Annotated in this window: 11 protein-coding genes; 9 read left to right on the top strand and 2 right to left on the bottom strand. The window is 45.9% G+C overall.

Translation table 11 applies throughout. The features are described 5' to 3' along the window. Positions 1-36: 36 nt before the first annotated feature. The 6 genes from L7H18_02520 (at position 37) to L7H18_02545 (ending at position 6,418) form a co-directional block, all read left to right on the top strand. Positions 37-447 (top strand): FAD synthase, encoded by a 411-nt coding sequence (locus L7H18_02520; protein ID UMX48393.1) that lies wholly within the window; start codon positions 37-39, stop codon positions 445-447. 146 nt (positions 448-593) lie between these two features. Further along, positions 594-1,370 carry an alpha/beta hydrolase gene (locus L7H18_02525; GenBank protein ID UMX48394.1) on the top strand — a complete coding sequence of 259 codons (777 nt, stop codon included), beginning with the start codon at positions 594-596 and terminating at the stop codon, positions 1,368-1,370. An 18-nt stretch (positions 1,371-1,388) separates the two neighbouring features. Further along, the gene (locus L7H18_02530; GenBank protein ID UMX48395.1) at positions 1,389-3,071 is read left to right on the top strand and encodes a UDP-N-acetylmuramoyl-tripeptide--D-alanyl-D-alanine ligase; all 1,683 of its coding nucleotides are present in this window, start codon (positions 1,389-1,391) and stop codon (positions 3,069-3,071) included. A gap of 135 nt (positions 3,072-3,206) precedes the next feature. Next, entirely contained in the window at positions 3,207-4,457 is a 1,251-nt protein-coding gene (locus L7H18_02535) for an aminotransferase class I/II-fold pyridoxal phosphate-dependent enzyme (protein ID UMX48396.1), read from the top strand. After that, positions 4,454-5,485, top strand: a complete 1,032-nt coding sequence (locus L7H18_02540) for a peptidoglycan bridge formation glycyltransferase FemA/FemB family protein (protein UMX48397.1) — start codon at positions 4,454-4,456, stop codon at positions 5,483-5,485. The genes L7H18_02535 and L7H18_02540 overlap by 4 nt, the downstream gene beginning before the upstream one ends. A gap of 129 nt (positions 5,486-5,614) precedes the next feature. Continuing rightward, positions 5,615-6,418: an FtsQ-type POTRA domain-containing protein gene (locus tag L7H18_02545; GenBank protein ID UMX48398.1), complete on the top strand. Its 804-nt coding sequence runs from the start codon at positions 5,615-5,617 to the stop codon at positions 6,416-6,418. Positions 6,419-6,746: 328 nt separating this feature from the next. Here L7H18_02545 and L7H18_02550 read toward each other — a convergent pair whose 3' ends face one another. Beyond that, on the bottom strand, positions 6,747-8,498 hold the full coding sequence (locus L7H18_02550) for a glycosyltransferase family 39 protein (protein UMX48399.1): 1,752 nt from the start codon (positions 8,496-8,498) through the stop codon (positions 6,747-6,749). Between the two features lie 139 nt (positions 8,499-8,637). Continuing rightward, positions 8,638-10,242, bottom strand: a complete 1,605-nt coding sequence (locus L7H18_02555; GenBank protein UMX48400.1) for a glycosyltransferase family 39 protein — start codon at positions 10,240-10,242, stop codon at positions 8,638-8,640. A 193-nt stretch (positions 10,243-10,435) separates the two neighbouring features. On the opposite strand from L7H18_02555, the gene L7H18_02560 reads away from it, so the two are divergent. From L7H18_02560 to L7H18_02570, 3 genes are all read left to right on the top strand, one after another. Further along, entirely contained in the window at positions 10,436-11,191 is a 756-nt protein-coding gene (locus L7H18_02560) for a PD-(D/E)XK nuclease family protein (GenBank protein UMX48401.1), read from the top strand. Positions 11,192-11,578: 387 nt separating this feature from the next. Further along, complete coding sequence (mltG, locus tag L7H18_02565) at positions 11,579-12,550, top strand: endolytic transglycosylase MltG (protein ID UMX48402.1); 972 nt, start codon at positions 11,579-11,581, stop codon at positions 12,548-12,550. 192 nt (positions 12,551-12,742) lie between these two features. Next, positions 12,743-13,525, top strand: a complete 783-nt coding sequence (locus L7H18_02570) for a hypothetical protein (protein ID UMX48403.1) — start codon at positions 12,743-12,745, stop codon at positions 13,523-13,525. Positions 13,526-13,551: the final 26 nt, after the last annotated feature.

The following is a 13,551-nucleotide window of genomic DNA, read 5'->3' on the forward strand; positions in this document are numbered from 1 at the left end:
ATTGTCATTTTGATTTTTGATTTTTACATTTTCAATTTGAAAAAGGTTCTCGTTTTCGGTACTTTTGACGGCTTGCATCCCGGTCATATCAATTTTTTCGCGCAAGCGAAAAAACTCGGCGGCTATCTGGTTAGTGTCGTTGCGCGGGATGTGACAGTTAAGGAGGTTAAGGGCCGGTTGCCAAAACGCAATGAATTATTGCGGCTAAAGATGGTAAAACAATGCGAATTGATTGACGAAGCGATGCTGGGCAACTTCGGCAACCCCTACGAAATCATAAAAAAAATCCGGCCCGACATCATCGCTTTGGGCTATGACCAAACTTCATTTACCGCTAACCTTGAATCCGAATTAAAAAAAGCCGCAATCCCGGCAAAAATTGTGCGCTTGAAACCATATAAACCCGAAAATTTTAAATCGTCACTAATAAAAAAAGGGAGGAGCTAAATTAAGCCCCATTGTCTTAGTATGTATGCTCCGGCAAGGCATACTGTTGCCCAGCCGATGAGCAATACTGGCCACCAATCGATGGCCAGGTATCGGATCCGACTTTTCATAAGAATAACATAGCATAAAATAACTATTTTGTCAAGATGGAGGAGAGAAAAATTATCATTGATCAATTATCGATAAACCGCAAAACTTTCGGGCGCGGGAAAGCGGTTTTGGCGTTGCACGGGTGGGGGGTCGGGTCGGATTCTTGGGTAGAGGTTGCGGTATTGCTGGCGCAAGACGGCTTTTGGGTGATCGTGCCGGATATGCCCGGGTTTGGAAAAAGCGAAACGCCCCAACGGCCATGGAATGTCGATGATTATGTTGATTGGGTTAAAAGCTTTGCCGATGAGTTAAAGTTGGGTAAATTTATTTTGATGGGACATTCATTTGGCGGACAGGTGGCGGCAAAATTCGCGGCCAAGCATCCGGATAAAGTTGACGCGCTGGTTTTATGCGCGGCCGCGGTAATCCGCAAGCCGCGGCTGGGTTCGCGCCAGCGGCTGGCAAAATTCGCGGCGCGGGGGAAAATTTTTTTCCAAAAAATTCCGTTGGGAATATATCCGGTGTTGCGCAAAATTGTTTACCGGATTGCCGGAACAAGAGACTACGCGCGATTGCAAGGCGTGATGGCGCAAACTTTTTTGAATGTGGTGGGCGAGAATGTGATTGATTCGGCAAAACGAATTAAGGCGCCGGCATTGGTCGTTTGGGGCGACGGGGACAATGAAACTCCCGTTGAAGACGCGCATGAAATAAATCGCGCGATTGCCGGATCGCGCTTGAAAATCATCAAGGGCGGCGGACATAAACTGCACCGCACCCACGCGCAAGAGTTAGCCGGTATTATGAATTTATTCATAAATCATAAATCATAAATCATAAATCTTTGCATTATGGAATTCTGGGCTTATCCTTATTTGATCTGGTATCTGGCGATGTTTTTATTTTGGATGCTGGCCGCCCATCGGCAGATTTTGTTTTGGCTTTATTTGTGGCAGTTGAAGGAATATCATTCGGGGCGGTTTTTGGCGCACTTTGAAACCGCCAAAGGCAAAAGCATATTTATCAACCCTTTGTTTCTGGCCAAAGCCGGGGTCTTGATTTTCGGTTATTTGTATTTAATGGATTCGAAAGAATATTTGTTGTCGATTGTCGCGATCTTTTTAATTTTTTTCGCGCAAGCGGCGGTTTCGCTGGCGAATATCGCAAAAAAGAATTTGTTGCAGCCCGCGATAACGAAAAAATCGCTGTTGCTGGCCGCGGCAAGCCATATTCTGTTATTTGGCGCCGCCATCCTGTTTTTTAATGTTTTTTTGGGTGAAATGAGCGTGCCTGATTTTGCCGCCGGGGCGTTTTGGCTGTTGTTGTTCGATGTGTTGATTCCCTTGATTGTTTCAGCGGTCGTGCTGATTCTCCAGCCGTTGACCATATGGCAAAAGAATAAAATTTTAAAAAAGGCGGCCGCGGTCATTGAAAAACGGCCGGATTTGACGGTAATCGGAATCGTTGGAAGTTACGGTAAAAGCGTGACCAAGGAATTGTTGGCCGCCATCCTTTCCGAAAGATTCAAGGTTTTAAAAACCCAAGCCAACCAAAACACGGAAATGGGGGTCGCGCTTGCCATAATCAATAATCTGAAACCCGAACATCAAATTTTTGTTTGCGAGATCGGCGCGGTGCACAAGGGTCGGATCAAGCAAGTGGCCGGGATCGTCAAGCCGAAAATCGGGATTATAACCGGGATCAATCAGCAACATTTGGGCGTATTCGGCGGCCAAAAAAACATAATCGACGGAAAATTTGAAATTTTGGACGCGTTGCCGAAAAACGGCACGGCAATTTTGAATTTCAACAGCCGGCTGGTCGCGGAAAGTATTGAAAAACAAAAAATCAAAACAGATAATGTCATTTTGGCCGGAAAAGATATTTGGGCCGGGGAAATCGCGGCGGCAATTGATCGCTTGAGATTTGTTCTTAATTATAAAAACGAAAAAATCGCCATAGACATCAACGCCCGCGGAGCATTTATGGTTGAGCCGGTATTGTTGGCGGTTTCGGGCGCGATCGCCGCGGGAATGGCTTTTCCCGAAGTCGCGAGGATTATCAATCAAACCGATTTTACTCCGTTTAATATTATATTTAAAAGGGTCCGACCCTTTTTAGACCAAAAGGGTCGGACCCTTTTAAAAGAAATCGATGTTTTTAATTCGACCTATTCGGCCAACCCCGATGGCGTTATCGCGCACTTGGATTATTTGAAATTGCATTCCGGGAAGAAAGCGATAATTATGCCTTGTTTGATCGAGCTTGGAAGCGCGTCCAAAGAAATCCATCGCCAAATCGGCCAAAAGATCTCCCAAGTTTGCGACTTGGCGATTATCACCACCGGCGACCATTTTGAAGAAATCAGAAAAGCCGCCGTTGGCGCGGGAATGGAACCGAACAATATCGTGTTTCTTGAAAAATCGGTTGAGGTAAAAAAATTGATAGAAAGCCGTTTGTCGGACGGTGACGGGGTTTTGCTCGAAGGCAGGCTGGCCGAAAGTTTGATGGAATTATTTTTGGCGGTAAAATAGAAAAATACATTGATGTCGGGGTATTAACCCCGCCATCAACCAAAGGATGTTTTCTTCAAGATTACTTGCGCTTTGCTAAGGAATCCTCATTCTTTTTGCTCCCCGCAGCGAGCTGACGGGGCATAAAAAGAATAAATGATTATGAATTCGTTTCGGCCGATATCGATATCTTTGTCGCCCAACGCGCAAGCCGACGATATAAAGTTGGCGATTTCGGTTGGGCGCGATTCGGGATGTTGGCGCGAAGGCGCCGCGATCGCCGAATTGGAAGCGGAGTTTAAAAAATATCTGGGCGTAAAACACGCTTACTCCTTTAATAGCGGGCGTTCGTCGCTAATGGCGGTATTGGACGCTCTGGAGCTTCCAAAGGGGTCGCAGGTGCTGTTGCAGGCGTTTACATGCAACGCGGCGGCCAATCCGATACGCTGGGCCGGGCTTGAGCCGCTGTTCGTCGATTGCGACCAAAATTACAATTTGTCCGCCGCGGATTTGAGGAAAAAAATCACAAAAAAATCCCGGGCGGTGATGGTGCAACACACTTTCGGCTTGCCCGCGGATATGGACGAAATCAAAAAAATTTGCGATGAGAATAATTTAATTCTTATAGAAGATTGCGCGCATTCGTTGGGCGCGGAATATAAAGGCGGCAAAGTCGGAACATTCGGCAAGGCTGCGTTTTTTTCTTTCGGCCGCGATAAAATGATTTCTTGCGTTTACGGCGGCATGGCCGTGACCAATGATGACGAATTGGCGCGAAAGATCGCGGCGTTTCAAGAAAAAGCCGGTTATCCGCCAAACGGCTGGATTCGCCAACAGCTGTTGCATCCGGTGTTGATGGATCGGCTGGTTTTGCCGGCATATTCAATTTTGGGCAGATATTTGCTGGTATTGTTTCAATGGTTCAATGTCTTGTCGAAAGCTATTCATTGGAAAGAAAAGCGGGGTTTGGCGCCGGATTATTTTCCCAAGCGTTTACCCAACGCGTTGGCGATTCTGGCGTTGAGACAATTCGGTAAATTGGAGATATTCAACGCGCATCGCCGCGAATTGGCCAAATTATATTATAATGAATTAAAGAACGGCGATTTTGTTTTACCGCCGAGATTAAACGACCGGAAAGCGGTTTATCTGCGCTTTGCCGTTCGACACGCCGCCGCGGCCGAAATAATAAGAAAGTCATGGAAAAAAAATTTGCTGATTGGCGATTGGTATCGCACGCCGGTCGATCCGTTCGATACATTGCCGGAAACCGTGGGTTATAAAAAAGGCAGTTGTCCGACCGCCGAACGCTTCGCGGGGAAGATGATCAACTTGCCCACTCACATTAAAATTGGCGAGAAAGACGCAAGAATGATCGCGAAACATATAATTCAAAACCGCGAATGATCAAGGAAATCAACAATAAAGGCGAGTGGGAAAATTTTTTGGAAAAATGCGCGCGAAAAAGTTTTTTGAATTCTTGGGAGTGGGGCGAATTTCAGGCTGGGCAGGGGTTTAAAATTTTAAGGCTGGGGGCGGTGGATAACTCAAGGTTGATTGCTTTGGCGTTAGCGGTTAAAATAAAAGCGAAGCGGGGGACTTATATTTTAATACAGCATGGACCGAACATAATTGAAACAAATCCGGTTGCAATTCAAAAAATCCTTGATGAATTGTTTTTATGGTTGAAAGGATGGGCGAAAAAGGAAAATGCGTCGTTTATCCGTTGCGCGCCGTTATTTGAAAGAAACGAACGGAATCTGGAGATATTTAAAAATTTGGGATTGCGCGAGGCGCCGATGCACGCAAACGCGTATGAAGCGACATGGAAACTGGATATCGACCGGCCGGAGGATGATTTGTTGAAAGAAATGCGCAAGACTACGCGCTATTTGATACGGCAGGCGCAAAAAAATCCCGATATCGCGGTCGGAAAAAGCGCGCTGGCAAAGGAAATCGAAATTTACGGCGGGTTGAACGAAGAATTGGCGCGGCGGCAAAAATTCGTGGCTTTCAAAAAAGATTACATTGAGCGCGAATTCAACGCTTTTGCCAAAGACGGCCGGGCACTATGGTTTATCGGCCGCTACAAAGGCGAACCGGCGGCGGCGGCATTGGTGGTGTTCTGGTCCGGCGTCGCTTTTTACCATCAGGCGGCGTCGCGGATGAAATTCGCGAAATATTCGATTCCGTATCTGCTGCAATGGGAAGCGATCAAAGAAGCCAAGGCGCGCGGATGCACGATATATGATTTTTGGGGTTACACCGACCCCAAAGCCTTCCCGAAACATCCCTGGGCCGGCCCAACGCTGTTCAAAATGGGTTTTGGCGGCCGCGCTCACGAATATGTGAAAACCATGGATTTGCCGCTGTCGTGGAAGTATTGGCCAACTTACATATTTGAAGCGCTAAGAAAAATTAAGCGCGGATTGTAATAATATTCAATATTCAAACTTTCAATTTTCAAAAAAACAATATTCAAATAAATATCGCGGTTGTTTCGATTGTTGAATATTGATTATTTTTTGAAAATTGAAAATTGAGCGTTGGAAATTGGTTTCTTAATGACCCGCCGTATTTATAAAAAACCCCATCGCGCCAAAAAACACAAGCCTTTGATCGCCAAAGCTTCGTTTTGGAGATCAATTTGCGTTTTCGCGGTGTTGTGCGGAAGCGTATGGCTGGTTTGCTTTTCGCCGGCGCTTGAAGTCAAGGATATCGAAGTGGCCGGGGCGGAGAAAGTCAGCGAGCAGGATTGTGCCAAAGTAATCCATGACGAAGTGAACAAGAAAATCGCGTTTCTCGATTCCAAGAGCATTCTTCTTTTCAATATGGAGCAAACCAAGAAAGAGTTGCTGGCGCGTTTTCCGCAAGTGCAGAACATCAAAATTGAACGGCAATTTCCTTCAAAGATAATCGCGTCGGTCGAGGAACGGAGCGGCGTGGCGATAATGGGCGACGGTTCGGGCAAGAAGTTTCTGGTTGACGGTAATGGCATTGCTTTCGAGGAGGTTTTCGAACAAAAAGAACTGTTGGAAATCAGCGTTGCCGCCGGTCGGCCGTTGAAAGTTGGCGATGAAGCGGTGTCAAAGGAAATGCTTTCGGGCATATTGCGGATTAAAGGCGATATGCTGGCGTCAAGCGGCATCAACACCGTTGGCGCGTCCATTGAAACTCCCGAACGGATCAATTTGCAAACTCAGGATGGTTGGTATGTTTATTTCAATCCCCTGAAGGATATCGACAGCCAGCTTTCAAAATTGGCCGCGGTGATCGGCGATGAATCGTTTAAAGCAAAAAAAGCCAATCTTGAATATCTGGATGTAAGATTTACGAGAGTGTACCTCAAGCAAAAAGTTGAAAATTGAAAAATCAAAACGGAAAATGACGGTAAAAAATTGCAAAATTTTAAATTCCGCATTTTTAAATTTTTACATCGTCATTTTGATATCTTGTATCTGCATTTTAAATTACCTTGAATTGCGAAACAGCGAATTTTGAAATCAATTTTCGGCGTAATCGCGGAAATTTGATTTCAAAATTCGCGCGGTTACCGCCGCCTTCGGTGAAAATTGACTTCCCAAAAGCTGAAGTCAAATTTCCCCAAACGCTAGTTTCGCAATTCAAGGTAAATTAAAAAGCGCCGGAAAAATAATCCGCGCTTTTTGTTTTTGCAAACCATCTATTAAAAGTTGGCTATTGAATATGGTACACGAAAATCGAATGGCCGATAATGGCGGCCGGTTTGTAGGCGCTTAGCCAGTCGTATTCGCCCGATGTCAGATTGTCGCCCGGTTTAACGCTTGCTCGTTGGCCTTGTAAAAATGTCGCGGAAACCGCCAAATAACCGCCCGGCGGCAATTCGGATGGATTTTTTGAGCTCCACCAACCTTCGTATTTGTTGTCGAGATAGTATTTCGGATCCGCGCCGCCGAAATAATCGATGTAAATTTTATCAACTCCGTTTGTTTCCATCCACATTTTCAACCGTTTCAAGTCTTGGCCCCAGTCGGTGTTGGAATCAACCGCGATTTTATAGCCGTTGTTTGAACCGCCGGCGAATTCATTATAATAGGCCAAAAAACTGGGATAGGCGGAGGCAATGGAAATTATTTGCCACGCGCAGAGAACGGCCACGAGCGCGTAACCCCATTTGACGCGGTTGGCGAAAGCGATTGCGCCGCCGGCGGCCAAAGCCATTGTGAACGGGAACGCCGGCATCAAATGGCGCACGCCGATGTTTAAATTTCCGGCGACACTGCTGGTCCAATAGATCGCGACAAACAGCAACATCGCGATTTGCGGCAGATATTTGTCAATAATTTCCCGGCTTTCCGCGGCCATATTTTTAAATCCGGATCGCGGTTTTTTTATTTTTGCCAACGCGTAAATCAGCGCGGTCAGCGTGAAAATATGGAACGGAACGGTTTCTTTGGCCAGATACATTGTCGGGAAATACGCTCGCCAGCTTTCTTTTGAAATTTGCCCCAGAAAATAAGTCGTGTTGCCGCCGGCAACGCGCTGGGTGACCATCATTACTCCCAAGAAATACTGGGCGTAGGGGCGCAGGATTGGCTTGTCCGCGGCCCAGACTATAGCCGCGGCCCCAAGCTTAAACCCGTGCGACGATAAAATGTCTTTTGAATCGCTCACTTGCCGCGCGGGCGGATAATTCCAAACATGAAATTGATAAACCGGTCCGATGACCAGGAAGCAAACCGCGAACGATACGAACAAAATCCGGAAGGCTTTTTTGAAACTGAACATTCTCGCCAGCCAACAGATTCCGGCCAGCAGAATAAACATTGGAAACAAAAGAATCATCGAAAATTTCAGCAGCTCGGCGATTCCCAAGGCGATGCCCGAAATAACGATATTTTTCCAGCTTGGCGACTTTAGCGCTTTGACAAAATAATAGGTTGCCGCAAACGCGCCCAGAGCCGCGGCCACATCGGTCGTGACTAAATGTCCGTGCGCCAGAAAAGTGGGCGAAAGAGCAAACAAGAACAAAGCCAGCAACGCGGCCGCGTTGCCGAAAAGTTCGCGCGTCCATTTAAAAAGACAGAATCCCAATATCAATAATAGGCCGATCATGGGCAAGCGGCCGTAAAATATCATTTTATCGGCCGGGTTGTTCGAATCGAACAACAACGCTTGGCCGAAATCCCATTGGCCGTTGACCATCGTTGTCCAAGCCGTGGAATCATAGGGGAAATTGATCGCGCGCACGAAAAGAATTTGCCCGATTCCGGCCAGATCCTTGACCAGCGGCGGATGTTCGGGATTTATCCGCATATCCCGTTGCGCGATATAAGAATAACCGGCGGGAAGGTGGCTTTTTTCATCCATCGTCAGCGAATCGCCGCGCATGGCGCCGAATGTCAAGACGGCCATTACAGCGAGCAATGCCGCCGCGAAAATATTTGCGCGTTTGTTTGATAATTGCATTTGGCAAATTTTCAATTTACAATTATCAATTTTCAATGAATATTCCAAATTCCGATATTACAAACAAAATTGGCATTCCGTTTGAATCATTGATAATTGAAAATTCATTGAAAATTGGAGTTTGGGAATTGAAAATTATTTATGGGATTTCAAAATATCTTATTCCGCTTCGTTCCTTTGTCTGGCTTGCCGGAAATAAGAGCGAGAGTTGATCAAAGATTGCCTGGTCGTCCTTCATTGGGACAATTATGGTTTTCGGGCCGGGGACGATTTGGCCCAGCTGGTCGGGCTTTAAATAGGTTGAATGCGGGCTGTACCAGGTTTTGCCGATCAAACAGCCTGATCTGTAGCAATGCGCGGTTTCGGCGAATATCACGGTTTGAGCCGGCATCGGAATGCCGTCGGGATAGGGAACCGGCGTGCCGTTTTCATTAACGATAACAACCGTCCGCCAGCCTTGGCGATGCAATTCCGAAGTAAGGCGGCCGATATCGGCAAAAGTATCGGTAAACGCGCCTTTGACATTATCGTTGTCCGCCCAAACAATAAAATACCGCCAATATCCGTTTAGCGCCGTCGCGGCGATAAACAGCGCGGCGGTTCCGATAACCGCGATTTTCGGCCAGCGCGATTTCATCCAGTCGTAAACCGCCAAACCGCCGACTGCGGCCAAAATCATCACTGCCGGAATTACGGCCAAAGTCCGCAGGGCGTGCGGGATGCCTTCCGATGTCAAAACCCCGGGCAACAGCATAAAGAAGAACCAAAACAAAAGCAAAGAATACGATTGGAATTCGTGTTCGAAATCGCGGATTTTGATTGATTTTATCAGGCGCTTGGTTGAGAAAACAATTCCAATCAGAAATAAGACGCCAACCGGGCAGAAAAGTTCGGCGGCGCCGGGTAAATTGTGCCGCCAATTTCCGTCGCCGTAGAAATTGAACATTCCCAAATGCAAGACAAGGGATTTTCCCAGTTCAAACGCCGGATTGGAGGATGAAAAAACCGATGTTTGTCCGGCGCGGCCGATAAAATCAGCCGGATTGTTCAAGAAGTACAGACCGATCGGCAGCGCGACGGCAAAGGCCGCGAGCAATCCCGCGGCGGAAATCTTGATAAATTGAATTTTGTTTTTCCAAAAATTTATCAGCCAAAACGCGAGCGCGCACAACAGTAAAAGAACCGCCAGGCGATAACCGGTGTAAGTGTAAAATCCAAGGCCAAAGAAAATGCCGGCCGCCACCGCCCATGAAATTTTCTTTGATCGGAAAGATTTGGTTAAGAAGTAAAAACTGAAAATTAAAAAAAACGGTTCCAGTGTCACTCGAAAACCGATGCGCGAAAAATTGATATGCCAAAAGGAAGTTGCCAGCAAAAAAGCCGCGAGAAGCGCGATAAAATTTTTACGCTTGTCGAATAATTCACGAGCCAATAAATAAAGGCCGAATACGGTCAGCGCGCCGAATACCGCGGCCGGAATTTTTAACGCCAGCGGCGTGATGCCGAAAACCGCCATTGAAAGCGCGTCCAGCCAAACAATCATTCCTTCGCGGCCGTTATTATCGGCGTAAAACGGCAACCAGTTTCCGGTTTGCAAACTTTGCAAGGCATTGTTCCCGTTAATCGCGATATCCGGATATAATCCCGGCGGAACCGAATCCAGCCGATAAAACCTAAAAAAAACCGCGATCACGATTATTGCCAGCAACAAAAACGGCGTTATCAGCCGCGGACTGATTTTCATATGTGTCTGTGTTTTTAATTGCTTTGAATTGCTTCAAAGAATTTTGATTTAATGGTTTCGCGATTCAAGATAATTATACATCGGCGGCGGGTTTTTGAACATATTTATGCGTAACTTTTGTCCGCGCCAATCAATGGCGCGGAGAGTATTCATTTTCCGCGAATAGGTTATAATGGATTATTAAAGAAAGAATATGGCAAAATCCAATAATGGATTTTCGTATTACAAGAAGAAACTTTACGATCCGGATTCTGCCGCGCCGTTTGCGTTGAGCCGCTCCAAGGTGGATATGTTTTTGAAATGTCCGAGGTGTTTCTATTTGGAACAGAGATTGGGAATCAAAATTCCTTCCGGGCCGGGATTCTCGCTCAATAATGCCGTGGATCATTTGCTTAAAAAGGAATTTGACATCCGGCGGGCGGAAGGAGTGTCCCATCCTTTGATGGCCGCCTATGGCATTGACGCGGTGCCGGCGCGGCACGATGATTTGGAAATCTGGCGCGAGAATTTCAAGGGGATGCGCGTTTTGCACCAACCGACCAATCTTGAGATGTTTGGCGCGATCGACGATTTGTGGATCAATCCGGCGGGCGAATATCATATCGTTGATTACAAAGCCACGAGCACGATCAAGGAGATTACACTGGATGACCAATGGAAACAATGGTATAAAATCCAAGCCGAGTTTTATCAGTGGCTTTTTCGCGCGCGCGGATTCAAAGTGAACGACATTGCCTATTTTGTTTTCGCCAACGCGGCCAAAGATCGCGCCGCGTTTGACGCCAAACTGGAATTCGCCGTTACCGTGATCGCCCATAACGGCAATGACGCTTGGGTTGAGCCGACGCTTTTGAAAATAAAAGATTGCCTGGAATCCGTTCAGCCGCCGGCGCCCAACCCTGATTGCGAGTATTGCCAATACATTGAAAAAGCAAAATCAATCAAATAAAAAATTCTATAAATTCAGCTATGGCTAAAAATATAGAATAAAAAAATACATTGATGCCGGGGTATTAACCCCGCCGTCAACCAAAGGATGTTTCCTTCAAGATTACTTGCGCTTTGCTAAGGAATCCTCATTCTTTTTGCCCCCGCGGCGAGCTGACGGGGCATAAAAAGAATAAAGTTTTATATTAAAACAAAAATTGCGCGGTTGATTTAAATAATCGCTTTGAATTGCGAAACCATTAAATTCAAATTCTTTGAAGGGGTCTAACCCTTGCGATTATCCCTCGGGAATACTCGGGACAGGCAGCAAGGGATAGACCCCGAATACAAAGCGTTTCGTAATTCAAGATAATTGGGGGAAAATTCGACTGCGCGAGCCAAGTTAAAAATGAAAAAAATATTTATTGCGTTGGCGATGTTGTTGATGGCAGTTGCGGCATTCGCGATTTTTTTTGAGTTCAGCACGCCACAACAGCGGCAAAAGGATACCATTACGATTTTGCGGGGAGAAAACTCGTTGCAGATTGCCGGCGACCTCAAAGCGGAAGGATATATCAACAGCAAGATTTTCTTTGTGTTGGAATTATTAAAAGGCGGCAATTTCAAAAACCTTAAATCCGGCGAATATGATTTTAAAGATATCGGCCAGACCGAAATGATATACAAACTGGTTCATGCCGATACCGCGGTTAAAACCGTTACCATTGTTCCCGGACAGACATTGGCGGATATTGCCGCGGTTTTGCGGCAAAAAGATATCGCCGACGCGAACGGATTTTTTGCCGCTTCTTCCACTTTGAATTTTAAAAATAAATACGATTTTCTGGCGGATCTGCCGGATAACGCGGCCATTGAGGGTTATTTCTTCCCCGATACTTACCAATTGCCGCAAAATCCAACCGCAAGCGATGTTGCCGGTTTGGCTCTCGATAATTTCGGCAAAAAATTAACTTCGCCGTTGCGCCAAGAAATTAAAAAACGCGGCAAAACGATTTTCGAAACGATTATAATGGCCTCGATTCTGGAAAAAGAAGTGATAACTTTGGAAGACAAAAAGATTGTTGCCGGAATTTTACAAAAACGGATAAACGAAAAAATGCCATTGCAGGTTGATTGCGCGATTTTGTATGATAATAACGGAAAATTCGATAAAGAAATCGATTCGCCTTACAACACTTACAAATATGGCGGTTTGCCCGCGGGTCCGATTTGCAATCCCGGGATGGAATCGATTGAAGCCGCGATCGAACCGGCGGAAACCCGATACTGGTATTACTTGAGCGCGCCGGACGGTACCACGATTTTTTCCAAAAATTATGACGAACATCTGGCAAATGTCGCCAAATATTTGAAAAAATGAAAGTGATCGTTCGCCGGGATGCGTGTTTTCACATTTCGCGCGCTTTAACGGGATTTCAACGGATTAACCTTTAGAATCCCGTTCCCGGCAAACGGTTGCGCGGATGAAATTTTGACAAAATAAACATTATATTATATAATACCAATGATTTAACCGATGCGCGTGGCGCGCATTTTTGTTTTTATAAACCATATGATTAAATTATTGCGGTCCAAATGGCAAATGGGAGCGCGGGTGATACCGATACTTTTCGCGATCGCGGCGATCAAAGCGCTCGTTAATTTTTATGATTTGGAATTCCTAAATTTAAACACGATTTTCACCGCGTTGATTTCGGCCAATATATTTTTAATCGGTTTTAACATTTCCGGCGTGCTTACCGATTTCAAGGCCGGAGAAAAATTACCCGGAGAACTGGCGGCAAACATTGAAGCGATTTCCGATGAGTGCGTTTATGTTTACAAGCGTTCGAACAGCGAAGCCGCGCGCGAAGGGTTTGATTATTGCTTGAATTTCACTCAAACCGTGCTGGACTGGCTGTACCACAAGACTAAAACTCGCGATGTTTTGCAAAAAATCAATAGCTTCACCAATATATTTTTGGCGCTGGAGGATAAAAGCCAAACCTCGTTCATGAGCCGCCTTAAGCACGAGCAGTCCGAGATACGGCGGGCGGTGATGCGTGTACATGAAATCCGCGAAGTGCGATTTTCGGAAGCGGCCTATGCCGTTGCCGAAATTATGAGCGGCGCGATGATTTTTGGAATGATATTTTTAAGGATCGATCCTTTTTACGAAAGCTTGTTTTTCACGGTTTTCGTGGCTTTCGTTTTCATATATATGCTTTTATTGATCCGCGATCTGGACGACCCGTTCGCGTATTACGACAAAAAACATTCGGTGGAGGAAATTTCCCTGCATTCGCTGGAAGACTTAAAAGATAGATTGGAGGAACGGCAAAAAAAATTGATTTGAAATAGTTGTGCTATAATCATTATTGA

It is taken from the genome of Candidatus Nealsonbacteria bacterium DGGOD1a (assembly GCA_022530585.1).
In the GTDB taxonomy this organism is placed as follows: Bacteria; Patescibacteriota; Minisyncoccia; order Minisyncoccales; family UBA5738; genus UBA5738.